The sequence below is a fragment of the Variovorax sp. S12S4 genome (assembly GCF_023195515.1).
Lineage (GTDB): Bacteria > Pseudomonadota > Gammaproteobacteria > Burkholderiales > Burkholderiaceae_C > Variovorax.
Genome location: NZ_JALPKR020000002.1, coordinates 2,236,275 through 2,261,147, shown reverse-complemented (window position 1 = coordinate 2,261,147; position 24,873 = coordinate 2,236,275). Strand labels below are relative to the sequence as shown.

Below are 24,873 nucleotides of genomic sequence, written 5' to 3'. Positions count from 1 at the left end.
TGGCGGCGGCCCGTGCCGCAAAGCTTAGGGATTATTCATGACGGCTGCCGCAAGGCCGCAGCCGCCGCGGGAATACACCTCAGCGCTGTACGCGCACGAGCGCCGATTCGAGGCCGCCGCTGTCGAGCCGCTCTTTCAGGCGATCGGCGTCGTCCTTCTTGTTGAACGGACCGGCGCGCACCCGGTAGACCGTGCGGCCCGCCTGCTCGCGCTCGGTAACCCGGGCCTCCACGCCCATCAGCGACAGCTTGGCGCGCTGGGCCTCGGCGTCGTCGGTGGTGCGGAAGGCGCCGGCCTGCACGAAATACATGAATGGATCGGGGCCGGACGACGGTGCCGCGCTGTTGCTACTGCTGCTTGGCGCGGCGGCCGTGGTGGTGCTGCCGCTGTTGCCGCCGGCACGCGCGCGGGCCAGATCGCCCAGCGGATCGTTCGACGGCGGCAGCGAATTGGCTTCGGCCGGCACGGGCGCCGGACGCGCGGGCTTGGGCGCTACGACCACCGGCACCGGCGGAGCGGGCGGCGCGGCTCCCGGCGCCACGGCCGTGTTGTCGCCGGCGGCGGGAGCCACCGGGCCACCTGCCGCCGCGGGCGGCTTGGCGGGCGTGCCGGGCTTGCCGGCCAGGGGCGCATTCGGGTCCCAGTCGCGGTTCTTGCGGGCCTCGGCTTCGTCCTGCTCGGCACCGCCGCGCTGGGTCTTGGTCACGAACGGAATCGGCACCTTGGTCACGTAGACCGCAATGCCCAGCGCGACACCCAACCCCAGCACCAGGCCGATGATGAGGCCGATGACGATGTTGCCGCGTTGTCTGGTTGTCTTCTTCATAGTGATTTCACATCTTGCTCGGCGCACTGACGCCGAGAATCGCGAGGCCATTGTGCAGCACCTGCGCGCAGGCGGCGACAAGCGCGAGGCGGGCTTTCTTGAGCGTTTCGTCGTCAACAAGCACGCGTTCCGCGTCGTAGTAGCTGTGCAGATTGGACGCAAGCTCGCGCAGGTAGAAGGTCACGTCGTGCGGCGCAAAGTCCTTCGCCGCCGCTGACAGCATCTCGGGATACTTGGCAAGCTGCAGCATGATGGTCTGTGCCTGCGGCGCCTCCAATGAGGACAAATCACTCGTGCTCAACGATGCGACTTCGCCACCCCAATCGCGCAGCATCTTGCAGATGCGCGCGTGCGCCATCTGCACGTAGTAGACCGGGTTATCGTTGTTCTGAGCCAACGCCAGATCGATATCGAAGAGGAATTCGGTGTCGGGCTTGCGGCTCAAAAGGAAGAAGCGCACGGCATCGGTGCTGGTCCATTCGATGAGGTCGCGCAGCGTGACGTAGCTGCCCGCGCGCTTGCTGATCTTGACCTCTTCGCCGCCCTTCATCACGCGCACCATGGTGTGCAGCACGTAGTCGGGGTAGCCCTCGGGAATGCCGACGCCCGCCGCCTGCAGGCCGGCGCGCACGCGCGCGATGGTGCCGTGGTGGTCGGTGCCCTGGATGTTGACCACCTTGTGGAAGCCGCGCTCCCATTTTGCAATGTGGTAGGCGACGTCGGGCACGAAGTACGTGTACGTACCGTCCTGCTTCTTCATCACGCGGTCCTTGTCGTCCCCGTAGTCGGTCGACTTGAGCCACAGCGCACCGTCCTGCTCGTAGGTCTTGCCGGCGGCCACGAGCTTTTGCACCGCCGCCTCGACGCGGCCGCTGGTGTAGAGGCTCGATTCGAGGTAGTAATTGTCGAAGCGCACGCGGAAGGCCTGCAAATCGAGGTCTTGCTCGCGGCGCAGATAGGCCACGGCAAATTCGCGGATGGAATCGAGGTCGTCGATGTTGCCGCTGGCGGTGTATTCGCGGTCGTCCGACTTGACGGTCTTCTTCGCCTTGAAGTCTTCGGCAATGTCGGCGATGTAGTCGCCGTTGTAGGCGGGCGCCTTTTCGCCGCTCGGCCATTCGGGGTCGCCGGGCTTGAAGCCGCGGGCGCGCAGCTGCGTGCTGTTGGCCAGCGTCTGGATCTGCACGCCGGCGTCGTTGTAATAGAACTCGCGCCAGACCGTGTCGCCCTGCGAGGCGCGCAGGTTGCAGATGGCATCGCCGAGCGCGGCCTGGCGGCCGTGGCCGACGTGCAGCGGACCGGTCGGGTTGGCCGAGACGAACTCGACCAGCACCTTTTCGCCGGTGGCGGGCTGCTGGCCGAAGGCGTCGGCCGCATTCAGCACTTCGCGCACGATCTGCTGCTTGGCGGAGGTCTTGAGGCGGATGTTGAGAAAACCGGGACCGGCGATTTCGATGGCTTCGACCCACTGGCCGAACACGGGGGTGGCGAGCAGCGCGGCGCTGAGCTCCTCGGCCAGTTCGCGTGGCTTGCGGCCGAGCGGTTTGGCGAGTTGCATGGCGGCCGTGCTGGCGAAATCGCCATGGGCGGCCACCTTGGGCGACTCGAACGCGGCTTTGGAGCCGGCGCCGGGTGAGAGGGATTCGAGCGTGTTCGCGAGCGCCGCGAGCAGCTCCTGTTTGACCAATAGCATCTGCGGATTTTACCGGGGGCAAACCCGCTCGGCGGCGCCGGCGGTCATCGAATGCATGCCCCCGCCCGTTAGGATGAGCGGCCCCGGGGGCGGGGCACCTGTCACAACACAACCTTGCAAGGACATATCACCATGAAAAAGCTCCTTTCCCTGGTCGCCCTGGGCGCCTGCCTTTCCTTTGGCGCCGCACAGGCGCAAGACAAGGCGCCCGCGCCTGTCGTCGTTGCTCCGGCCGCGACGCCCGCCACCCCCGCTACACCGGCCACACCCGCGGCCAAGGCCCCCACCGCCCAGCAAAGCAAGATGACGACCTGCAACCAGGAAGCGGGCGACAAGAAGGGCGACGAGCGCAAGGCGTTCATGAAGAACTGCCTGAGCGCCAAGCCCGCCATGACCGCCAAGCAGACCCAGCAGGAAAAAATGAAGACCTGCAACGCCGACGAAAAGGCCAAGACCCTCAAGGGCGACGCCCGCAAGGCGTTCATGAAGGAATGCCTGAGCGCCAAGGCCTGACACCGGCCGCGCTTTTCTGAATCGAGCCCCGCACGGCCCCTCGCCGGCGGGGCTTTTTCATGGGCGCTACATGGGTGCTACTTGATTACGCCCAGCAGGTTGTTGAAGTCGTCGGTCCAGGGGCGGGTGTCAGCCGGAAGCGCGATGGGCGAAGCCGCGCCGCGCAGCGGCTCACGCACCAGCACGGCGGGATCGCGCGCAACCAGCACCCAGTCGGTCGAGTTGAGCCACTTCGATTCCTTGGCGTCGTCGCTCACCAGCACCGCATGCACCCCTTTCAAAGCCGCGATTCGTGCGACCACGGGTGCGAGCTCCAGGTAGCGGTTGGACACGTGAAAGGCCACGATGCCGTCGGGCTTCATGTGGCGCAGGTAGACGTCCAGCGCCTCGGCCGTGAGCAGATGGACCGGCACCGCATCGCCAGAAAATGCATCGACTGCCAGCAGGTCGAAGCCCTGCGGCGCCTCGCGCTCCAGCGCCAGCCGCGCATCGCCGAGCACGCGCTCGGTCTGCGCGGAGCTGTCGCGCAGAAAGGTGAACTCGCTGTCCGCCAGTTCGAACACCTGCGGATTGATCTCGTAGATGCGGTAGACGTCGCCGCTTCGGCCGTAGGTCGCAAGCGTGCCCGCGCCGAGGCCGATCAGCCCGACGCGACGCGGCCCGTCTGGCGCGGCGGCCATGGCCCGGCCGATGCCCGAGGTGGCGCCGTAGTAGGTGGTGGGCTCGCGCCGCCTGAGCGGGTCGAGAAACTGCTCGCCATGCTTGATGGAACCATGCGACAGCAGCCGCACGTAGCTCGGAGGATTGGCGCGGCGCACGTCGAAGGTGATCAGTGCGCCGTAGAAGCTGCGCACCAGATGGCGCGCGCCCAATCTGTCGCTGCGGATCTGCGCCACCAGGAAAAAGACGCAGCAGGCCGCCAGGGCCACGCCGGAGAGCCGCAGCCACAGGCGATGACGCAGCACGGCCACCGCCGCCAGCGCGGTGAGCGTGAGGCCGATGCCCAGTTCGTAGTACGCGGGCAGCACGTGCGGCGCGACCAGCCCCACCAGGGCGCCGCCAATGGCGCCACCCAGCGACAGCATCAGGTAGAAGCGCGTGAGATAGCGCGGTGCCGGCCGCAGCCTTGCGGTTTCTCCGTGCAGGAACATGCACAGCACGAACAGGCCGCCCACATAGATCGGCAGCCCCGTGCGCACGTCCGAGCCGATGTGGTGCTGCAGGCCGAAGGCGCACAGCACCAGCACACCCGCCGCCAGCGGCAGGAAAACGCCGCGCCGGTACCAGCGGTCGCTTTCGAAGCACAGCACAAAGGTGAACAGGTACAGCGACAGCGGCAAGATCCAGAGAAACGGCACTGCCGCGACGTTCTGGGTGATGTGGTTGGTCACCGCCAGCAGCAGCCACGATGCGAGCGCCGGCAAGGCGAGCCAGAGCAGCGCGTCGGACCAGCGCGGAGGCGTCTCCTCGCCCGCCGTCGCCGTTGACGTTGATGCCGGCACGGCTTCCGACCAGCGGTACGCCACGAGCAAGGTCGTCCCTGCGCAAAGCACCACGAACGCCCCGTAGCCCCACGACCATCCCTGCGCCTGCTGGAGCAGCGAGCTGCGCGGTTCGATCAGCACCGGATAACTCAGGAGAGACAGCAGCGAGGCCAGGTTCGACAGCGAGAAGTACCGGTACACCCGCGCGCTCCAGGGTGTGCGCGCCACCCACGACTGCACCAGCGGCCCGGTGGTCGAAAGCAGAAAGTAGGGAAGCCCGATGGTCGCAAGCAGCAGGCCCAGGATCAGCCACGTGGGGTCTTCGGCGCCCGTGGGCTTCCAGCGCGCGGCCACCACCAGCGGCAGGAAGGCCAGGCTCGCGAGCAGAAGACCGACATGCAATGCGGCCTGTACTCTCACGCGCAGGTGCCGCGTCACCCAATCGGAATAGGCATAGCCCGCGAGCAGCACGGCCTGGAAGAACACCATGCAGATCGACCACACGGCGGCCGAGCCGCCGAACCAGGGCAGGATCTGCTTGGCGATGAGCGGCTGGACGAGAAACAGCAGGAACGCGCTGCTGAAGATGGTGCCGGCAAACAGGAGCTGGATGCCGGCGCGTTCCATGCCGGCCCTACTTGCCGAAGCCGCGCGCAAGGAACACGGCGACCAGCGGAATCACCGCGATCAGGTGGGCCTGCACCATCACCAGCTTGCGCGTTTTCCGCACATCGTCTTCGGTCGGCAGCGTGCCGTTGGCGCGCAGCGCCTTGCGCCAGCGGAAGTAGGTCAGCGTCGGGAAGATCGAGAGCACGCCGATGATGATGAACAGGCCGAGCTTCACGTGCAGGAGCGGGTTGGTCCAGTACCAGGCGGTGCCCTTCACGCCCCACACGGTGCGGGCAATGCCGGTCGCGAGCACGGCAATGGCGGAAATGCCGTAGACCAGGTCGACCTTGGCGAGCCGCTCGACCACGGCGGCATTGAGCCACTGCACGCGGCACAGCGCCGCTTCGCTCGAGATGAACACCACCATCGTGAGGATGGCCAGCAAGTGCAGGTAGGCGAGGATGGCTTCGAGGGTCATCGAATGGCTTTCTTCTTCAATGGGGTTGCAAATGCTTGCGCATTGTGCCGCCGCTCGGACGGCTTTACCCTCTTCCGCCCCAGAATTCGGGGCGTCCGTATTGCTCCTTGAGGAAATCAAGCCACAGCCGCACCCGCAGCGGCAGGTGCTTGGTGCCCGTGAACACGGCGTAGATGCCGTTGGGCGGCGCGGCGAATTCGTCGAGCAGCGGCACCAGCAAACCCGCATCGATTTCGGCCTCGACCTCCCAGGTGCTGCGCCAGGCAATGCCGTGGCCGGCCAGGCACCAGTCGTGCAGCACCTGCCCGTCGGAACAATCGAGCGGACCCTCGGGCCGGAGGTAGATCAGTTCTTCGCCGCCCTCGCCCTCTTCGGCCGGCAGGCGAAATGCCCAGCCGCGCGTTTGAGAAGCATCGCTCGAGAGCGTGAGGCAGGCAAAGCGCGACAGCTCGCTCGGGTGCTTGGGCATGCCGTGGCGGCGCACGAATTCCGGCGTGGCGACGCAGCGGCGCCGGTTGTCGGCCAGCCGCACGCTCACCAGCGACGAATCGGGCATGTCGCCCACGCGCACCGCGCAATCGAAGCTTTCGCCGCGCACGTCGACCACGCGGTCGCTAAGGTTGAGCGAGATCGTGACTTCCGGGTGCATGGCATGGAAGCGCGGCACCAGCGGCGCCACATGCCGGCGGCCGAAGCCCGCCGGCGCCGTCACGCGCAAGTGCCCGCTGGCCTTGATGCCCCCGGCGCTCACGCTGGCCTCGGCATTGGCGAATTCGGTCAGCAGGCGCTGGCAGTCCTCGAGAAAGGCGCTGCCTTCGTGCGTGAGCGTGATGCGCCGCGTGGTGCGCACCAGCAGCTTCACGCCCAGCCTGGCCTCCAGCGCGTCGAGGCGCCGCCCCATGATGGCGGGCGCGACGCCCTCGGCCTTGGCCGCGGCCGTGAGGCCGCCGCGGGTCGCCACCGAGACGAAGGATTCGAGTTGCTTCAGGCGGTCCATGGCGCAAGAACTATATCGCCCGGGTTTTCTGTCCCGAGCCTTGTCTTGGGTTCAACCGGCAGCGCCGGCCCGGCGCGCCTCGAAGGCGGCGATTTCTTCGTCGCTGTAGCCCACCTCCTTCAGCAGCTCGGCGGTGTGCTCGCCGATGTGCGGCGGCTGCAGGCGAATGCCGGGGCGCTCGCCGTCGAGCGTGAAGGGCATGAGCGGCACCTTGGCCATGTGGCCGTCATTCATGCGCACGGGCGCGAGGCCGCCGGTGGCATTCAGGTGCGGGTCGTCGAACAGCTGCTGCGGCTTGGTGATGGGCGCAAAGGGCAGCTCGTTCTGCTCGAATACCGCGCTGAGTTCGGCCGCGCTGTAGCCGGCCAGGTGCGAGCGCAGGATCGGCATCATCCACTCGCGCGCCAGCACGCGGTCGTTGTTGGTCTTCAGGCGCGGGTCGGCCAGCATTTCTTCCAGCCCGAAGGCCTTGCAGAAGATCGCCCACTGCTTGTCGCTCACGGCCGCGAGAAAGATCTGCTCGCCGTCCTTCACGGTGAACACGTCGTACACGGCCCACGCCGAGATGCGGCTGGGCATCGGGTCGGCCGCCTTGCCGGTGGCGGCGAACTGCATCATGTGCTGCGCGACCAGGAACACGTTGTTCTCGAACAGCGCGGACTGCACCTCGCAGCCCTTGCCGGTGAGTTCGCGCTGGCGCAGCGCGGCCATCGCGCCGATGGCGCCGAACATGCCGCCCATGATGTCGTTCACGCTGGTGCCCGCACGCAGCGGGTCGCCGGCGCGGCCGGTCATGTAGGCCAGGCCGCCCATCATCTGCACCACCTCGTCAAGCGCGGTGCGGTGGTCGTACGGCCCCGGCAGAAAGCCTTTGTGGCTCACATAAATGAGGCGCGGGTTGAGCTGCTTCAGGCTGTCGTAGTCCAGGCCCAGCTTCTTCATGGTGCCTGGCTTGAAGTTCTCGCTCACGATGTCGGCCGTGGCGACGAGGCGCAGCGCGGCCTCCACGCCCTCTGGCGTCTTGAGGTCGAGCGCGATGCTCTTCTTGTTGCGGTTGAACGTGGGGAAGAAGCCCGAGCCCGAACCGAGCAGGCGGCGCGTGCTGTCGCCCTCGATGGGCTCGACCTTGATGACCTCGGCGCCGAGGTCGGCCAGCAGCAGGCCGCAGGTCGGGCCCATGACCATGTGGGTGAACTCGACGACGCGAACGCCGGCATAGGGAAGCGGATTGGATTCAGGCATGTGGGTTGGTTTCCTGGGCAGGGCCTTGGACGAAGCCCTTGGGCAGGCCGGCTTCGGGCGTCATGCCGTAGACCGGCTCGCCCGGCAGGCCGGCCATGAGCGGCGCGCGCGCCGCAATGAGTTTTTCGATGTCGATGCCGGTTCGAACGCCCATGGCCTCGAACATGAAGACGAGGTCTTCGGTGACTGCGTTGCCGGAAGCCCCTGGCGCATACGGGCAGCCGCCGAGGCCGCCGAGCGAAGCGTCGAAGGTGCGCACGCCCTCGTCCCACGCCGCAAGGCAATTGGCAATGCCCAGGCCGCGCGTGTTGTGCATGTGCGCCGCGCCGGCATGCGTGCCGAGTTCGGCGCGCAACCGCTTGAAGAGCCGGCGCACCTGCGCCGGGTTGGCATAGCCCACGGTGTCCGAAAGGCCGGCTTCTTCCGCGCCCGCTTCGATGCATTGCGCGGCCAGGCGGATCACGTCGTCTTCGGGCACCAGCCCTTGCAGCGTGCAACCGAAGGCGGTGGAAATGCCGACTTCGAGCAGCACCCCGGGCGCCGTTTCGCGGCGCAGTTCGGTGATGGCGCGCACTTCGTCGACCATCTCGGCCGGCGTCTTGCGCACGTTGGCCAGCGAGTGCGCCAGGCTGGCCGATACGGGCATGGTGAGCTTGTGCGCGCCGGCTTCGAGCGCGGCCTGCGCGCCCTTGCGGTTGGGCACCAGCGCCATCACCACCAGACCGGGCAGCGTAGCGGCATGGCGCACCACTTCCGCCGCATCGGCCATCTGCGGCAGCAGCCTGGCGGGCACGAAGGAGGCCACCTCGATCTCGCGCACGCCGGCGGCGTAGAGCGCGTCGATCCAGCGCAGCTTGTCAGCCGTGGGCATGGTGGCCTTGACCGATTGCAGGCCGTCGCGTGGGCCGACCTCGCTGATCACAACATCGGGGGTGTCATCGACTCTTGTCTCCTTGAGCGGTTGGCTGGCCACTTGGCGGGCGGCACTCGCTTGACAGTTCTATCTTGCAGAACTAAATTCCATTAAACAGAATTAGACCGCCGAACGACTTTCCCTGTCAAGCCAACGCCATGCCCCGCAAAGCCCAGACCGAATCGGTTTCAGACCTCAATGCCGCCCCAGGTGGCGCCGCTGCGGTCGACCGCGCGCTGAGCCTGCTCTCAGCCTTTCAGCCCGGCGACGAGGCGCTGTCGCTCGCGCAGCTTGCAGAGCGCACGCAGCTCTACAAGAGCACGGTGCTGCGCCTGTTGGCTTCGCTGGAACATGCACGGCTAATTCGCCGGCAGGACGACGGGCGCTATGCGCTCGGCGCCGAGATCGCTCGCCTGCACGGCCTTTATGCGGCGTCGCTCTCGCTCGACCGCATCGTGCTGCCGGTGCTGCGCGCGCTCGCGGCGGCCACTGGAGAAAGCGCGGCGTACCACGTGCGGCAGGGCCAGGGCGACAGCTGGGTGCGGCTGTGCCAGTTTCGCGTCGATTCGTCGCATGTGGTGCGCGACCACGTGCACGCGGGCGATCTGCTGCCCAATGACCGCGGCGCCGGTGCGCGCGTGCTGATCGCCTTCGGCCCCGAAGCCGAACAGCCGCGCAGCCCCAAGGAGCGGAAGCTGTACGACACCATTCGCGCGCAGGGCTACTGCGCGCTGGTGGGCGACCGCACGGCCGAGCTGGCGGGCATTTCGGCGCCCGTATTCCATGCCGATGGCGGTCTGGCCGCCGCGGTCACGCTGACCATGCCCGCCCACCGCTACGACGCGCGCCACATAGAGCCGGTGCGCACCGCGGCCCGCCAGCTCAGCGGAATGAGCTGAAAACGCGACGGAGCGAGCGTCGAAGGCGTGTGATTACCCCCATTTTTGTCACTGATAAATCACGCTTTCGGCTCTTACAGGCCAGCAAAGTATCGAATAAAGTCCTTGCATGGAACCACGGCGCAGCGCTGTTCTGACAGACACCGCCTCCTGTTCCGCCCACATTGAATCGTTCTCCAGGAGAAAAACATGACCGCCCGCACCACCGCCCACGGACTCCAGGTCGCGACCGAGTTGCACCGCTTCATCGAAGACAAGGTCTTGCCCGCCAGCGGTGTGGCCAGCGATGTTTTCTGGAAGGGCTTCGACGCCATCGTGAGCGACCTTGCGCCGAAGAACATTGCGCTCCTGGCCGAGCGCGACCGCCTGCAAACCGAGCTCGACGCCTGGCACAAGAAGAACCCCGGCCCGATTGCCGACATGCCGGCGTACCGCGCATTCCTCGAAAAAATCGGCTACCTGCTGCCGCAGCCCAAGGGCGCGAAGGCCACCACGGCGAGCGTCGATTCCGAACTCGCGCTGCAGGCCGGCCCGCAGCTGGTGGTGCCCATCCTGAACGCGCGCTACGCGCTCAACGCCGCCAATGCACGCTGGGGCTCGCTGTACGACGCGCTCTACGGCACCGATGCCATTCCCGAGACCGATGGCGCCGAAAAGGGCAAGGGCTACAACGCCGTGCGCGGCGCCAAGGTCATCGAATTTGCACGCAACGTGCTCGACCAGGCCGCGCCGCTCGAAAACGGTTCGCACAAGATGGCGACCGGCTACAGCGTGAAAGACGGCCAGCTGCACATTGCGCTGCAGAGCAGCAGCACCACGCTGCGCGACCCGGCCGCCTTCGTCGGCTACCAGGGTGATGCAGCCTCGCCGTCGTCTGTGCTGCTGAAGCACAACGGCATTCACCTGGACATCCGCATCGACCGCAGCACGCCCATCGGCAAGACCGATCCGGCCGGCGTGAGCGACCTGGTGCTCGAAGCCGCGCTCTCGACCATTCTCGACCTCGAAGACTCGGTGGCCGTGGTCGATGCGGCCGACAAGGTGCTGGCGTATGCAAACTGGCTCGGCATCGTGCAGGGCACGCTCACCGAAGAAGTGGCCAAGGGCGGCAAGACCTTCACGCGCGGCCTCAACCCCGACCGCGAATACACCGGTGCCGACGGCAAGCCCCTGAAGCTGCACGGCCGCTCGCTCATGTTCCTGCGCAACGTGGGCCACCTGATGACCAACCCCGCCGTGCTGTACGCCGGCGACAAGGAAATCCCCGAAGGCATTCTCGATGCCGTGGTCACCACCACCATCGCGATGATCGACCTCAAGCGCAAGGGCAACTCGCGCACCGGCAGCATCTACATCGTCAAGCCCAAGATGCACGGCCCGGCCGAAGTGGCCTTTGCCAGCGAACTGTTCGGCCGTGTCGAGCAGCTGCTCGGCCTGCCTGCCAACACCGTGAAGCTCGGCATCATGGACGAGGAGCGCCGCACCAGCGTCAACCTCAAGGCCTGCATTGCCGAGGCCGCCGCGCGCGTGGCCTTCATCAACACCGGCTTCCTCGACCGCACCGGCGACGAGATGCACACCGCCATGCAGGGCGGCCCGATGATCCGCAAGGGCGACATGAAGTCGAGCGCCTGGATCGGCGCGTACGAAAAGAACAACGTGCTGGTCGGCCTCTCGTGCGGCCTGCGTGGCAAAGCGCAGATCGGCAAGGGCATGTGGGCCATGCCCGACCTGATGGCCGCGATGCTCGAGCAGAAGATCGCGCACCCCAAGGCCGGCGCCAACACCGCCTGGGTGCCCTCGCCCACCGCCGCCACGCTGCATGCGCTGCACTACCACCAGGTGAGCGTCACGGCCGTGCAGCAAGAGCTCGAGAAGATCGACGCCGACGCCGAACGCGACAACATCCTGAACGCGCTGCTGCAAGTGCCCATTGCGCGCGAAGCCAAGTGGACCGATGCCGAGAAGCAGCAGGAAATCGACAACAACGTGCAGGGCATCCTCGGCTACGTGGTGCGCTGGATCGACCAGGGCGTGGGCTGCTCCAAGGTGCCCGACATCCACAACGTGGGCCTGATGGAAGACCGCGCCACGCTGCGCATCTCGAGCCAGCACATCGCCAACTGGCTACTGCACGGCGTGGTGACCAAGGCGCAGGTCGACGAGACCTTCCAGCGCATGGCCAAGGTGGTCGACGAACAAAACGCGGGCGACCCCGCCTACCAGCCGATGGCCGGCAACTTCGAGGCCTCGGCCGCCTACAAGGCCGCGCAAGACCTGGTGTTCAAGGGCATCGAGCAGCCGAGCGGCTACACCGAACCGCTGCTGCATGCATGGCGGCTGAAGGTGAAGGGCGAGGCCTGATCAAATCAACGGCGTCGATGGCGCCGTTTTTTTAATGATGTGCCGTCACCGCGAACTGGAAGAAATCCATCAGTCGTTTGTCTTCCGTCACTTGCTCGTGCGGCACGAGCAGATGCAGCCAGGGCTTCGCCCCGATGCGGGATGCATGCTCCGAGGCGTGTCGACACCAAAGTGCGCCGGCTTGGGCCTTTGCCCTAACATCCTCGGCTTCCAAGTCTTTTCGTGCCTTGGTTTCACACAGCACCAGGTGACGGGTAGTCTCTATTACGAAATCGGGCACATATTCGGGATGTTCGGTCCCGAGCTTGTAGAAAATCTGGAACTGCCCCTTCGCCGGTTTGAACCACTTTTCTGAATCGCGCTCCAGAATCACGGCGAAACGACGCTCGGTATCCGAGTCGAACTTCTGAATCGGATAAAGGCACCGCGAGAAGCCGCCGAACAGCATTTGCTTGATACGGCTCGGTTCATCGACGGTCAGACGATAGTCCCGCGGTGCTTGCCCTGCAGTAGCGGTGTACATCGGCGCCTTGAGCGCGGTGAACCCTCTACGCACTTCCACTTCGTACTGCGTTGCTGTTTCAAAGAAATGCTGTGCCATCTGTGCATGGATATTTCTTGCGATGCGCTCTCGATCTAAGTCTAGGACATTACGCACCTCGGTCTCATCGGACAGATAGCTGCGCAGATGTGAAACCATTTGTCCTGCGAGGTCATACAGCAAGCCCGCGTGTGTCATGTAATCAATGTCGTCGAAGTCGATCAGCGCATGGACGATGTAGTCCTCCAGCCGCCGCTCGGTGCGCCCACCCTGAGCAGACAGCGTGAACTGCTCGTGCGTGCGGAGCGTCTGGCCGACGAGCGAACGGTCCTTGGGTTGCAGATGCAGGCCCGACACGTCCAGCGTGAAGGGTCGAAATCCGCTCGTCACATCGCCCTTTGGCGCTACGACGATGCGCGGGATATCGATCGTTTGCTGAACGAGATTCTCGACAGCACGCCGCACAACGTCTACAAGATCTATCTCTGGGGGCGCGTCGCCCCCTCCAGCAGCGTGGCTTGCTGCGGCGGAAGTTTGGCCCTCACAGCTTCTGTGATGCGTGCTTGAAATTCGGGGGTGAGTAGGGCTTGACGACTGGGCGCATCTTGCGGGCGCGATTCGTAGCTGGCGGCCGCCTCCATTGCCAGGACTGCCGCCTGCCGTTCCGGCTCCGTCGTGAAGAGCGGCGTTACCGGTGAACTAGCCGTCCCAGGCTTGGCATCAATGGAACTCGGCGCCACCAGACTGCCAAGGGCACGTTCCCAATTCGGCTGCACCACCAAGCTGCGTGGCATGCCGCTAGCCTCTCCACCCAACGGATCCAAGTAGAACTCCTTGATCCGAATTGGTGAGTCCGCCCGGTTCGCGTCGTCAATGATGTCTTGGAAGCGATCATGCGCAATGATGCTGAGTCGATCGACCTCTGCTACCCCGGTGCGCTTGCCATAGGGCAGACGCAGCCCGCGGCCGATGGACTGCTCCACCAGCGTGCGCGCGTTGGCAGCGCGCAGCGGAACGATCGTATAGAGATTGGTCACGTCCCAGCCCTCTTTGAGCATGTTGACGTGAATGACGATCTCGGTTGGCTCGTCCACACTTTCCACGGCCAGCAAGCGACGCACCATCACTTCTTCTTCGGCGCCCGTCTTGCTGCTGTCCACTTGGATCACCTTGCCGCGATAGCGCCCGCTGAAGAATGCGTCAGACTGCAGATGATCCATCAACATGCCCGCATGGGTGGTGTCACGCGCAATCACCAGCATGAAAGGCTTGCCGCCGCGCACTTCGGAGTTGATCTTCGAGATATTGAAGATGTTGATTGTTACCGGCGAGAGCAAGTCGCCCAGTGCCTGTGCTCGCTCTTCGTAGTTGTCACCAGTGATGATCTCAGGCGGATAGCCAGCCGCGGCATCAGCGGCGCCATTTGGCCACTACTCGGTAAGGGCCGGTCCTGGTAGCCCGGCAAAACGCGCACGCCGAGCTTCAGTACAGGCTGAATTTCATGCTGCCCTGGAACGTCTAAACACCTTTCCCGGCCGCGTCGGCTCGGGACTTCGGCCGTGCAAGCCAATCACGGCGGAACGGCTCGCCCATCGTCCTACAGTTGACCGCGCAGCCCACCGACCGCGCGGGCGTGTACCAAGGCTAGCTTGAGCATCGGTTGCTCCATCGAGCGATCGATTCACTCATTCCATCCAAGGAGATACACATGACCCGTTCGATCAAGATGACCATGGCCGCCATCGCCCTCACCAGCGCCGCAGGTTTCGCCATTGCACAGGGCAATCCGCCGACCACCAGCTCGCCGAATCCCGCCACCGGTGCCGGCCAGCAGACGCAGCAGAACACCCCGATGGGCACCACCGGCACGCCGGCCACCAACCAAGGCACGATGTCGGGCTCGACCGGCAGCACCACGACAAACCAGGCGACCACATCGCCGAGCACCAGCCAGGACATGTCGAACCAGAGCGGTTCGATGCGCGTGGCACGTGCCGACCGCAACTGATCGCGCGATGCGGGTCAGCTCTGAGCGCCGCGGGCGCAGCTTCGCTTCCGGCATCGCCGTAGCTGCGCTCGCTTCGCTGCTGATTGCGGCACCGCCGGCGCATTCGTCGCCGGCGGTTTCGCGCGACACCGAAACCGTGGCCGGCTGGGTGCGCACGACCGGCGACAACCAGGGCACGCCCTTCGCCATCGTCGACAAGAAAGCCGCGGCGGTCCACATCTTCGATGCGGACGGCAAGCGGCGGGCGTCCTCGCCCATCCTGCTCGGCCTTGCGAAAGGCGACCACTCGGTGCCCGGCATCGGCGAGCGCCAGATGGCCGACATCCGCGACGACGAGCGCACCACGCCCGCGGGCCGCTTCGTCAGCGAGCCGGGCCGCAATCTTTCAGGCGAGGACATCGTCTGGGTCGACTACGACGCGGCCGTGTCGATGCACCGCGTGCGCGCAACCAACAAGGCCGAGCGCCGGCTCGAACGCCTGGCCACGCCAACTGCGGCGGACAACCGCATCTCCTACGGCTGCATCAACGTGCCGGCAGCCTTTTACGACGCGCATGTGAAGCCGTCGTTCGGCACTGCAAAGGCCGTGATCTACGTGCTGCCGGAAACGAGACCGGCAAGCACGCTGTTTGAAACCCCGACCGCCCAGGCGCGCTGATCAATCGCCGAAGCGTTCCCGCACCTCTTGCTGGTTGAGCCTGCGCATCGACGCGGCATAGACGTGGTCCCGCCCGTACATCTCCCGATGATCGGGTGAACCAAAGGCCGGCTTCTCGCAACCGCCGCGGCGCGTGACCGGGCAGCGGCGCAGCACGTCGTAATACGTCACGTCCAGCATCGTTCGCCTCAGCTCGGGCATCGGCGCAATGATGACCTCGAACCAGCAGCCCTGGATGCGGTGCCATTGAATGACTTCGTCGATCACGTGAAAAACGTGCGGCGCACGCGCCGGCGGTTTGCTCCTTGACGCGCGGTATGCCTCCTTCCTGGCCTCGCGCGCCTCATGCAAGCGCCGGTTGGGCAACAGGATGCCAGTCACCGGATGCACGAAGAGCTCCACATGCGCAGCTTCGCTCAACGGTGCGCGAAGGTGGCTGCGCCACCGTTCGGCGGGCACCCACACCTGGCTGTCGCGCAGCTCGGCGTTGCGCGCTACGAAGTCGTCGATGTGCTCGAAGATGTGCGCCTGCACCGTGCTTCGGCGGTCGATGCCGCTGCACAGCTCTGCGTAAACCTTGTTCCACGGCCGATGCACCTGCTTGTGCAGCCAGCGCTTCAGCGGCGCGAGGTTTTCGTTGAGCCCCTTCGTGCGGTGGTAACCGCGCTTCATGCCCAGGCGCGAACCCGCCTCCTTGCTGTTGCGCCAGGCACGCCCGTCGCCCTGCCAGCTACCACCGCGGCGCGGCCTCTCGACGATGACCTTGTCCATGTCGTCACGCATCGTCGGTCCTCCCCGCGAAGCCGCGCGCGGCCTTCTGCAATGCAACCTTCTGCGCGCGGCGCTCGGCACGGTGCGTGCGCAAGTGGCGCGCCCGCGCCCTGGCTGGTTTCGCGGCGCGCCATCGCGGCCACCACGGGGTTGCGAGGTGCCGCGCTCGGCACCGAAAAATAAAACCGGCCCAGACGCTTCTCGTCGTCGCGGGCCTTTCGTTGAGCACTCATGTGCGCACACTCCAAAAACAAAAAGGCCCCGGCGAATGGCTGCGCGGGGCCTTTGTCGATGGGCCTCGGCGGATGCATGGATGCACGTCCGGCCGGGGCGGTCGGTGTGCGGATCAGGTGTTCAGAAAACGGTTCATTGAGTGAGTTGCCGCCCGGGAGGTTGGTCGTCGCCGGGCGCGAATAAAAAACTGTTGCTGAAAAAGGAAGGCGGATTCTGGCGAGCACGCGTGCGGCGCGCAAGTGCCGCGCGCGCCGATGTGGCGCAAAGCCCACGTGAATCCAAATGCGCCCACGCGCCGTATAGGTGTCGAGCGCATCGCGCCTCCGAGCTGCCGGCGGTTTCCACAGCTGTCTTCCAGAACATTCTTACCAGGAGTCCTCAATGAAAAAACTCGTGATCGCAATCGGAGTTTCGGTTCTGCTCGGCGCTTGCGCGGGCGGCATGGGCATGAGCGGCGCCACCGCGCCCAACCCCATGGTGGGCGGGGCCGCGATGTTCCCGACGAAGGACATCGTCGACAACGCGGTGAATTCGAAGGACCACACCACGCTGGTGGCCGCGGTGAAGGCCGCGGACCTGGTGGGCACGCTCAAGAGCCCCGGCCCCTTCACCGTGTTTGCACCGACGAACGCGGCCTTCTCGGCACTGCCGGCCGGCACGGTCGACACGCTGCTCAAGGCGGAGAACAAGCCCACGCTCACGAAGGTGCTGACGTACCACGTGGTGCCCGGCAAGATGGACGGCGCCGCGCTCATGAGCGCCATCAAGGCGGGCGGCGGCAAGGCCACGCTGAAGACCGCGAGCGGCGGCACGCTGACGGCCACCATGAGCGGCAGCAACGTGAGGGTGAGCGACGCCACCGGCGGCACGGCGACGGTGACCATTGCCAACGTCTACCAGTCGAACGGCGTGATCCACGTGGTCGACAAGGTGCTGCTGCCGGGCTGATCACCCGGCCCCCGGCGGCCCGCTCAGCCTCGCTGCGCCGCCTCGGCTTCCTCGCGCAGCCACTGCGCGAACTCCAGCGCGTCGCGGTTGCCCGCGGCGCGCCTCGATGTTTCGATGAAGTAGCCGCGGTGCGAGGCCACGCCTTCGCCGAGCGGCGCGACGAGCCGGCCCGCCTGCACCAGATCGCGCAGCAGCGGCAGGCGGCCGATCACCACGCCCTGGCCTGCCACCGCGGCGGCCACGGCATCGGTGTACAGGGTGAAGCGCAGCGTGCTCTTCATGCGCAGCTGGTCGAGCCCCATCACGCGAAGCCAGGGCTCCCAATCGACAGTGGGGGCATCGCCGTGATCGGGGTAGTCCACGGTCAGCAAGGTGAGCTTCGAAAAATCGGACGGGTCGCGCAGCGACGCGGCGAGTTGCGGCGAACACAGCGGGATCACCGATTCCTCGAACAGCGCCGTGCCGATGCCGCGGCCGATCGGCACGAAGCGCACGGCCAAGTCGATGCGGCTGCTCTCCAGGTCGAGCACCTCGAGCGTGGCCGACACGCGAACGTCGACCTGCGGATGGCTGCCGGTGAAGCGCGCCAGTCTTGGAATGAGCCAGAACGACGCAAAGCCGGGCGTGCTGGTGATGGCCACCTGCCGCGGCGCGGAGGTCGCGCGCAGCCGCGCCGTGGCGTCGCGCAGGCGCTCCAGGCTGTCGGTGACGGCCCGCTGCATGACACCGCCCGCCTCGGTGAGCATCAGCGAGCGGTGCCGGCGCTCGAACAGCAGCACGCCCAGGCTGGCTTCCAGCTGCTGGATCTGGCGGCTGACCGCCGACTGCGTGAGGTGCAGCTCGCCGGCCGCGAGCGTGAAGCTCAGCCGGCGCGCCGCGGCCTCGAAGCTGCGCAGCAACTCCAGCGGCGGGAGCTCGCCGCCCAAGGCGCCATGGGTCTTCACATTCTCTGGATGCATGCAACGAGTTCCGAATCACCGCGTGTAAGAGGAGGATCAACTCACTATATTCATTCGTATCACGAATGCAATGGAGCTTGCCATGAGCACCCAACACCACTCTTCCCGCTTTCATGTCAGCCTTCCGGTCCGTTCCATCTTTGCCGTTCCCGATGGCGCCGGGGTGGGCATCGAATGCCGCAGCGGCTCGGTCTGGGTGACGCTCGACCACGACACGCGCGACATCGTGCTTGCGCCGGGGGAGCGATTCGAAGGCACCGAACACCGGCGCGTGCTGGTCTCGGCGCTGGAGTCTTCGTGCATCACCGTCTCGGACGCTCAGCCGGCCGCCATGCCGCTGGCCGCGCGGTCGGGCCGCCGGTCGCCTTGGCGACTGCCTTCTCTCGGGTTGTCCCCGGCTTGACCTGAGCGCCCCCGGCATCGAACCTCGATGCCATGGACTTTCCAAGCATCGAGCGCCGCCGTTGTGACGGGCGGCTTTTTTGCGTTGGGCGCCCGATTCACGCTGTTTTCTTTCGAGGAAGGACATGACCATGGCAGAGGCATACATCGTGGCCGCGGCGCGCACGGCCGGCGGCCGGCGCGGCGGCAGGCTCGCGGGCTGGCATCCGGCCGACCTGGCAGCGCAGGTGATCGACGCGCTGGTGGCCAGGAGCGGCATCGACCCGGCGGCGGTGGAAGACGTGATTCTTGGCTGCGTGAGCCAGGTGGGCGAGCAGGCGACCAACGTGGCGCGCAATGCGGTGCTTGCGTCGAAGCTGCCTGAATCGGTGCCGGGCACTTCAATCGACCGGCAGTGCGGATCGTCGCAGCAGGCGCTGCATTTCGCGGCGCAGGCCGTGATGTCGGGCAGCATGGACTCGGTGATTGCGGGCGGCGTCGAAAGCATGACGCGCGTGCCGATGTTCACGCCCAACGCGCTGCCCGCGAAGGCGGGCCTGGGCACCTACATGAGCCCTGCGATGAAGCAGCGCTACCCGGGCGTGGAGTTCAGCCAGTTCACCGGCGCCGAGATGATTGCGAAGAACTACGGCATCGAGAAGGACCAGCTCGACCGCTATGCGCTCGAAAGCCATCGGCGCGCGATTGCAGCGAGCCGCGAAGGCGCTTTCAACGACGAGATCGTGCCTATCGAGATCCTGCTGGCCGACGGCGCGCGCAGCGGCGAAAGCCATACAGTGGACGAAGGCATTCGCTTCGACGCCACGCTGGAGGGCATCGCGGGTGTGAAGCTGATTGCCGAGGGCGGACGCTGCACCGCCGCCACCGCCAGTCAGATCTGCGATGGCGCGAGCGGCGTGCTGGTGGTGAACGAACGCGGCCTGAAGGCGCTGGGCGTGAAGCCGCTCGCGCGCATCCACCACATGAGCGTGATGGGGCACGACCCGGTGATCATGCTGGAAGCCCCGCTGCCCGCCACGCAGCGCGCACTGAAGAAGGCCGGCATGCGCATCCAGGACATCGACCTGTACGAAGTGAACGAAGCCTTCGCGCCCGTGCCCATCGCCTGGCTGCAGGCGCTCGATGCCGACCCGGCGCGGCTCAACGTGAACGGCGGTGCCATTGCGCTCGGCCATCCGCTGGGCGCCTCGGGCACCAAGCTCATGACCACGCTGATCCATGCGCTCGGCCGGCGCGGCAAGCGCTACGGGCTGCAGACGATGTGCGAAGGCGGCGGCATGGCCAACGTCACCATCGTGGAAAGGCTCTGATGACCGCGCAGCAACCCTACGTGCTCTATGAGCTGGCCGACGGCATCGCCACGCTCACGCTCAACCTGCCGGCCAAGCTGAACCCGATTGCGCGCGAATTGCAGATCGAGCTGCGCGACACATTGGAGCGCATCCGCGACGATCGCGAAGTACGTGCGGTGATCCTGACCGGGGCCGGCAAGGCCTTTTGCGTGGGCGCGGACCTGAGCGCCATGACGCCCGGTGAAGAAGGCCAGTCGCTCGGCGACCAGACAGCCGAGTGGATGCAGTCGCTCAGCAACCCGCTCATCGAGACGCTGCGCACGCTGCCCGTGCCGGTGGTCGCCGCGGTCAACGGCGCCGCGGCGGGCGCGGGCGTCGGATTGGCGCTGGCGGCCGACGTGACGATTGCGGCGCGCAGCGCCTACTTCTACCTGCCCTTCTTGCCCAAGCTCGGCATCGTGCCCGACCTGGGCTGCACCTGGGCCATTCCGCGGCGGGCCGGCAAGGCACGGGCCATGGGCATGGCGCTGCTCGACGAGCGCCTGAGCGCGGGGCGTGCGGTGCAGTGGGGCCTGATCTGGGCCTGCGCCGACGACGAACAGCTGCTCGAGGAAGCACGCGCCATTGCGCAGCGTCTCGCCCGGCTGCCGGCGCATGCAGTGGTCGAAGCACGCGAAGCCTTCGAAGCCTCGGAGCGCCACACGCTGGCCGAACAGCTGCACTACGAAAGCGAGCGCCAGCGCGAGCTGATCGACCGCCCCACCTTCCGCGAAGGCGTGAGCGCCTTCCTGCAGAAGCGCCCGCCGACGTTCCCGGGGCGCTGAGGCAGCCATGATCGAACGCACGCTTTTCAGCGCCGACCACGAGGCCTTTCGCGACAGCTTCCGCCGCTTCATGGACAAGGAGATCGCGCCCTTCCACGAGGCGTGGGAAGAACAGGGCTATGTGGACCGCGGCGTGTGGTCCAGGGCCGGCGAGAACGGCTTTCTCTGCATGGCGCTGCCCGAGGAATATGGCGGCGCGGGCGCCGACCTGCTCTATTCGGTGATCCAGTTCGAAGAGCTCTGGGCGCGCGGCTTCACGGGCATCGGCTTCGGGCTGCACAGCGAGATCGTGGCGCCGTATATCCTGCGCTACGGCACCGAGGCGCAGAAGCAGCACTACCTGCCCAAGCTCGCGAGCGGCGAGATGGTCGGCGCCATTGCCATGAGCGAGCCCGGCGCGGGCAGCGACCTGCAGGCGGTCAAGACCAGCGCCATCCGACAACCTGACGGCAGCTACCAGCTCAACGGCAGCAAGACCTTCATCACCAACGGCTGGCATGCCGACGTGGTGATCGTGGTCGCCAAGACCGCCCCGGCCGCGGGCGCGAAGGGCACCAGCCTGTTCCTGGTCGAGCGCGGCATGGCGGGCTTCGAGAAGGGCAAGCGGCTCAAGAAGCTCGGGCTCAAGGCGCAGGACACCTCCGAGCTGTTCTTCAACGACGTGCGGCTGCCGGCCGATGCGCTGCTCGGCGATGCCGCGCAACTGAACCGCGGCTTCGTCTGCCTGATGGAGCAACTGCCGTGGGAGCGGCTGCAGATTGCCATCGGCGCGGTGGCGGCGTCGCAGGCCGCCATCGACCAGACCGTGGCCTACGTGAAGGAGCGCAAGGTGTTCGGCCAGCCCGTGGGCAACTACCAGAACACGCGCTACACGCTCGCCGAGCTGCAGACCGAGGTGCAGGTGGCGCAGGTGTTCGTCGACAAATGCATCGAGCTGCTGATGGCCGAAAAGCTCGATACCGCCACCGCCAGCATGGCCAAGTACTGGACCACCGACCTGCAGTGCAAGGTGATGGACGAGTGCGTGCAGCTGCACGGCGGCTATGGCTTCATGTGGGAATACCCGATCACCCGCGCCTACGCCGATGCACGCGTGCAGCGCATCTACGGCGGCACCAACGAGATCATGAAGGAAGTGATCACGCGCGCGATGGGGCTTGGCGGGCGCTGAAACCGGGGCCACTGGCGCCTGGCTTGAGGCTGCGGGAGAATGGCCGCATGCCCATCCTCAACGCCTTCTACGCCCAGTCGGGCGGCGTCACCTCGGTCATCAATGCGTCGGCCTGCGGCGTGATCGAGACGGCACGAAAACACCCGGACCGCATCGGCAAGCTCTACGCCGGGCGCAACGGCATCATCGGCGCGCTGACCGAAGAACTCATCGACACCGGCGCCGAACCGGCCGAAGCCATTGCGGCGCTGCGCACCACGCCTTCGGGCGCCTTCGGTTCATGCCGCTACAAGCTCAAGTCGCTCGAAAAGAACCGGCGCGAGTACGAGCGGCTCATCGAGGTGTTCAAGGCACACGGCATCGGCTACTTCTTCTACAACGGCGGCGGCGATTCGGCCGACACCTGCTTCAAGGTGAGCCAGCTGTCGCAGTCGCTCGGCTATCCGCTGCAGGCCATCCACGTGCCCAAGACCATCGACAACGACCTGCCGCTGACCGACTGCTGCCCGGGCTTCGGCTCGGTGGCCAAGTACGTGGCGGTGTCGACGCTCGAAGCCTCGTTCGACGTGCGTTCTATGGCGGCCACTTCCACCAAGGTGTTCGTGCTCGAGGTGATGGGGCGGCATGCGGGGTGGATTGCCGCGGCGGGCGGGCTTGCTGCGGACCACGGCATTCCGGTGGTGGTGCTGTTCCCCGAAATCGAGTTCGACAAGGCGCGCTTTATCGCGCGGGTCGACGAGCTGGTGAAGCAGCACGGCTACTGCTCGGTGGTGGTGTCCGAAGGCTGCCACTACCCCGACGGCACCTTCCTGGCCGAGCAAGGCACGCGCGACGCTTTCGGCCATGCGCAGCTCGGCGGCGCCGCGCCGGTGGTGGCGGAGATGGTCAAGGACGCGCTGGGCCATAAGTTCCACTGGGCAGTGGCCGACTACCTGCAGCGCGCGGCACGGCACATTGCCTCGGCCACCGACGTGCGGCAGGCCTACGAGCTGGGGCAGCGCGCGGTCGAGCTGGCGCTGGAAGGCCACAACGCGGTCATGCCGACCATCGAGCGCACCTCCGATGCGCCCTACACCTACCGCATCGGCAGTGCGCCGCTCGACGCGGTGGCGAACGTCGAAAAGCCGATGCCGCGCGACTTCATTTCGGAAGACGGCTACGGCATTACCGACAAGTGCAGGCTTTATCTGCTGCCGTTGATCGAGGGCGAGGACTACCCCGCCTACCGCAACGGCCTGCCGGTGTACGCAACGCTCCGGAATGTGGCCGTGGCGAAGAAGCTGCCGGCCTTCGAGCTCGCCTGACGGCCATGGCTGCTGTACTGGACACGATCGATGCCACGCGCTGCCCGCTCTGCGGCGAGCAGAACCGCTGCGCGATGGAGGTTGCGCGCGAAACCGACGAGCCGCAGGCGCCCTGCTGGTGCATGGCGGCGGACTTCCGCAATGCGCCGTTGGCGGCGGTGCCGCCGGAAATGCGCGGCAAGGCCTGCATCTGCGCGCGCTGCGCCGCAGGCACGCCTGTCGAATCCTAGGCCCCTAGGGGCCTTGCCGGCCTTTTAGAACTGCGCTGAGTTCTGCTGCTGGCTTTGCGCCTGCGACTGCTCGGCCGCAGGTTCGTTCGCCGAGGCGGCAGGCTGCGAGTCCGAAGGCAGCGGCACAGTCGGCGCAGCCGCCGTAGACGACGCGCGGTCGCGCTGCTCGGTCACCACGCAGTGGATGAACTGCAGCTTGCCCACGGCCGCGCGCGGCAGCACAAAGGGGTAGTAATCAGGCTGGCCCATGCTGCGCGACAGCTCGTTCAGCACATTGGTCAACAGCACCCAGCCGTTCAGGAAGTCCAGGAATTTGGCTGCGCCGGGATGTTCCGGCCGCCACAGGTCTTCGAGCGTGAACAGGTCGCTCGCGAGTTCGACGTTGGTGGCATCGACGCCGAAGCTCATGGCCGTGTCGGTGGTGTCGGCCATGTGCAGGTAGTGGGCCCAGGTTTCGGCCCAGTCTTCCCACGGATGCATGCTCGCGTAGCTGCTCACGAAGTGAATCGACCAGTCGGGCGGCGGCCCCTGCTCGTAGTGCCGCTGGAGTGCCGCGGTGTAGTCGGCGCGCTCGTCGCCGAAGAGCGCACGAAACTCGTCGAGCCATGGCGTGGGCTGCACCAGCAGGTCCCAGTAGTAATGGCCGATCTCGTGGCGAAAGTGCCCGAGCAGCGTTCGATAAGGCTCGCGCATTTCGGCGCGGATGCGCTCGCGCACGGCATCTTCGGCCTCTTCCGCGTTGAGGGTGATCACGCCGTGCTCGTGGCCGGTCATCACATGCGGGCTGCCCGGCATGTTGCTCAGGAAGTCGAACGCGAGGCCGTGCGCCGGATCGGCGTGGCGGCTCACCACCGGCAGCCCGAGCGCCAGCAGCTGCGAAATGAGCCGGCGCTTCGCATGCTCCAGCTTGCGCCATAGCTCGCCGTTGCTTTCCACCGAAAGGTCTGGAATGGTGCGGTTGACGCTGCATGCCAGGCAGTAGCCGGGCGCCAGGCCGTCGGTGTTGAACGAAGGGTCGTCGCCCTCGCGCGGGGCCGGCACCATCCAGTTGCAGCTGGCGGCGGTCATGAGGTTGGCGCAGCGGCGGTATCTCTTGCCGTCCGGATTGCCGAACACGGTGAAGGTGTCGGGCGCGGGGCGCTCGCCCTCCGCTTCGTCCTGGCTTCCTTCTTCGGCGGCGACGGGCGCGAGCGGCACCACGCCGAGCCGGTCGATCACGTATCCGAGCGGCGTGCCGCAGGCCAGGCACTGGCTGTTGCGCAGGAACACCGGCCGGCCGCACTGGCAGCGGTAGGCGCGGCTGACGGTGGGCGCGGCCAGTTCGGCCGCGAGGTTGGGCGGCGCGTGCGCGGCCTGCGGGTCGGCTGCGGCCTGGTCGCCGGTTTGAACAGCGGCTTGATCGCCGGTTGGACCGCCGGCTTGATCGTCGGAATGCTCGACGGGTTGATCGGATTGGGGAGCCATGTCGTTTTTGTTTTCTCGGAAAGCAGTGCGGGACAGCGTGTGCATTGTG

At 66.4% G+C, this 24,873-nt stretch carries 24 protein-coding genes; 12 read left to right on the top strand and 12 right to left on the bottom strand.

Annotation, left to right across the window (positions count from 1 at the left end):
• Positions 1–79: 79 nt before the first annotated feature.
• Together M0765_RS11150 and argS are read right to left on the bottom strand one after the other, a co-directional pair.
• Positions 80–826 (bottom strand): SPOR domain-containing protein, encoded by a 747-nt coding sequence (locus M0765_RS11150; protein WP_258503714.1) that lies wholly within the window; start codon positions 824–826, stop codon positions 80–82.
• Between the two features lie 7 nt (positions 827–833).
• The gene (gene argS / locus M0765_RS11145; protein WP_258503713.1) at positions 834–2,519 is read right to left on the bottom strand and encodes an arginine--tRNA ligase; all 1,686 of its coding nucleotides are present in this window, start codon (positions 2,517–2,519) and stop codon (positions 834–836) included.
• Between the two features lie 132 nt (positions 2,520–2,651).
• Here argS and M0765_RS11140 point away from each other — a divergent pair, with 132 nt between their 5' ends.
• Complete coding sequence (locus tag M0765_RS11140) at positions 2,652–3,032, top strand: PsiF family protein (RefSeq protein ID WP_126748769.1); 381 nt, start codon at positions 2,652–2,654, stop codon at positions 3,030–3,032.
• Positions 3,033–3,109: 77 nt separating this feature from the next.
• On the opposite strand, the gene M0765_RS11135 is transcribed toward M0765_RS11140, so the two are convergent.
• The 5 genes from M0765_RS11135 to M0765_RS11115 form a co-directional block, all read right to left on the bottom strand.
• On the bottom strand, positions 3,110–5,143 hold the full coding sequence (locus tag M0765_RS11135) for a fused MFS/spermidine synthase (protein WP_258503710.1): 2,034 nt from the start codon (positions 5,141–5,143) through the stop codon (positions 3,110–3,112).
• A gap of 7 nt (positions 5,144–5,150) precedes the next feature.
• Positions 5,151–5,603 (bottom strand): DUF2214 family protein, encoded by a 453-nt coding sequence (locus M0765_RS11130; protein WP_258503708.1) that lies wholly within the window; start codon positions 5,601–5,603, stop codon positions 5,151–5,153.
• Positions 5,604–5,667: 64 nt separating this feature from the next.
• On the bottom strand, positions 5,668–6,600 hold the full coding sequence (locus M0765_RS11125) for a LysR family transcriptional regulator (protein WP_258503707.1): 933 nt from the start codon (positions 6,598–6,600) through the stop codon (positions 5,668–5,670).
• 51 nt (positions 6,601–6,651) lie between these two features.
• A complete protein-coding gene (locus tag M0765_RS11120; protein ID WP_258503705.1) occupies positions 6,652–7,842 on the bottom strand; it encodes a CaiB/BaiF CoA transferase family protein in 1,191 nt (396 codons plus the stop codon).
• Positions 7,835–8,713, bottom strand: coding sequence for a hydroxymethylglutaryl-CoA lyase (locus tag M0765_RS11115; RefSeq protein WP_258508217.1), 879 nt, complete (start codon positions 8,711–8,713; stop codon positions 7,835–7,837). The genes M0765_RS11120 and M0765_RS11115 overlap by 8 nt, the downstream gene beginning before the upstream one ends.
• Positions 8,714–8,913: 200 nt before the next feature.
• Between M0765_RS11115 and M0765_RS11110 the strand changes: the two genes are divergently transcribed.
• Positions 8,914–9,654 carry an IclR family transcriptional regulator gene (locus tag M0765_RS11110; RefSeq protein WP_258503703.1) on the top strand — a complete coding sequence of 247 codons (741 nt, stop codon included), beginning with the start codon at positions 8,914–8,916 and terminating at the stop codon, positions 9,652–9,654.
• Between the two features lie 189 nt (positions 9,655–9,843).
• A complete protein-coding gene (locus tag M0765_RS11105) occupies positions 9,844–12,018 on the top strand; it encodes a malate synthase G (protein ID WP_258503701.1) in 2,175 nt (724 codons plus the stop codon).
• A 31-nt stretch (positions 12,019–12,049) separates the two neighbouring features.
• On the opposite strand, the gene M0765_RS29210 is transcribed toward M0765_RS11105, so the two are convergent.
• Together M0765_RS29210 and M0765_RS29205 are read right to left on the bottom strand one after the other, a co-directional pair.
• Positions 12,050–13,024, bottom strand: coding sequence for a hypothetical protein (locus tag M0765_RS29210; protein WP_342456002.1), 975 nt, complete (start codon positions 13,022–13,024; stop codon positions 12,050–12,052).
• Positions 13,025–13,038: 14 nt separating this feature from the next.
• Positions 13,039–13,896, bottom strand: a complete 858-nt coding sequence (locus tag M0765_RS29205) for a hypothetical protein (protein ID WP_342456001.1) — start codon at positions 13,894–13,896, stop codon at positions 13,039–13,041.
• Between the two features lie 371 nt (positions 13,897–14,267).
• Between M0765_RS29205 and M0765_RS11095 the strand changes: the two genes are divergently transcribed.
• Positions 14,268–14,567 (top strand): proteophosphoglycan ppg4, encoded by a 300-nt coding sequence (locus tag M0765_RS11095; RefSeq protein WP_258503699.1) that lies wholly within the window; start codon positions 14,268–14,270, stop codon positions 14,565–14,567.
• Positions 14,568–14,574: 7 nt separating this feature from the next.
• A complete protein-coding gene (locus M0765_RS11090) occupies positions 14,575–15,225 on the top strand; it encodes a L,D-transpeptidase (protein WP_258503698.1) in 651 nt (216 codons plus the stop codon).
• Here the strand turns inward: M0765_RS11090 and M0765_RS11085 are convergent, their stop codons facing one another.
• On the bottom strand, positions 15,226–16,008 hold the full coding sequence (locus M0765_RS11085) for a hypothetical protein (RefSeq protein ID WP_258503697.1): 783 nt from the start codon (positions 16,006–16,008) through the stop codon (positions 15,226–15,228). It abuts the gene before it with no gap.
• A gap of 663 nt (positions 16,009–16,671) precedes the next feature.
• Between M0765_RS11085 and M0765_RS11080 the strand changes: the two genes are divergently transcribed.
• Positions 16,672–17,178: a fasciclin domain-containing protein gene (locus M0765_RS11080; RefSeq protein ID WP_258508209.1), complete on the top strand. Its 507-nt coding sequence runs from the start codon at positions 16,672–16,674 to the stop codon at positions 17,176–17,178.
• Between the two features lie 23 nt (positions 17,179–17,201).
• On the opposite strand, the gene M0765_RS11075 is transcribed toward M0765_RS11080, so the two are convergent.
• The gene (locus tag M0765_RS11075; RefSeq protein WP_258503696.1) at positions 17,202–18,137 is read right to left on the bottom strand and encodes a LysR substrate-binding domain-containing protein; all 936 of its coding nucleotides are present in this window, start codon (positions 18,135–18,137) and stop codon (positions 17,202–17,204) included.
• An 82-nt stretch (positions 18,138–18,219) separates the two neighbouring features.
• Between M0765_RS11075 and M0765_RS11070 the strand changes: the two genes are divergently transcribed.
• The 6 genes from M0765_RS11070 (at position 18,220) to M0765_RS11045 (ending at position 23,360) form a co-directional block, all read left to right on the top strand.
• Positions 18,220–18,540 carry a DUF2917 domain-containing protein gene (locus M0765_RS11070; RefSeq protein WP_258503694.1) on the top strand — a complete coding sequence of 107 codons (321 nt, stop codon included), beginning with the start codon at positions 18,220–18,222 and terminating at the stop codon, positions 18,538–18,540.
• Positions 18,541–18,670: 130 nt separating this feature from the next.
• Positions 18,671–19,849 carry an acetyl-CoA C-acetyltransferase gene (locus M0765_RS11065; protein WP_258503692.1) on the top strand — a complete coding sequence of 393 codons (1,179 nt, stop codon included), beginning with the start codon at positions 18,671–18,673 and terminating at the stop codon, positions 19,847–19,849.
• Entirely contained in the window at positions 19,849–20,655 is an 807-nt protein-coding gene (locus M0765_RS11060) for an enoyl-CoA hydratase-related protein (RefSeq protein ID WP_258503690.1), read from the top strand. The genes M0765_RS11065 and M0765_RS11060 overlap by 1 nt, the downstream gene beginning before the upstream one ends.
• A 7-nt stretch (positions 20,656–20,662) precedes the next feature.
• Positions 20,663–21,826: an acyl-CoA dehydrogenase family protein gene (locus M0765_RS11055; RefSeq protein ID WP_258503688.1), complete on the top strand. Its 1,164-nt coding sequence runs from the start codon at positions 20,663–20,665 to the stop codon at positions 21,824–21,826.
• 47 nt (positions 21,827–21,873) lie between these two features.
• Complete coding sequence (locus M0765_RS11050) at positions 21,874–23,130, top strand: 6-phosphofructokinase (RefSeq protein ID WP_258503687.1); 1,257 nt, start codon at positions 21,874–21,876, stop codon at positions 23,128–23,130.
• Positions 23,131–23,135: 5 nt separating this feature from the next.
• Positions 23,136–23,360 (top strand): cysteine-rich CWC family protein, encoded by a 225-nt coding sequence (locus M0765_RS11045; RefSeq protein ID WP_258503686.1) that lies wholly within the window; start codon positions 23,136–23,138, stop codon positions 23,358–23,360.
• Positions 23,361–23,384: 24 nt separating this feature from the next.
• On the opposite strand, the gene M0765_RS11040 is transcribed toward M0765_RS11045, so the two are convergent.
• On the bottom strand, positions 23,385–24,824 hold the full coding sequence (locus M0765_RS11040) for a zinc-binding metallopeptidase family protein (RefSeq protein ID WP_258503685.1): 1,440 nt from the start codon (positions 24,822–24,824) through the stop codon (positions 23,385–23,387).
• Between the last annotated feature and the right edge of the window lie 49 nt (positions 24,825–24,873).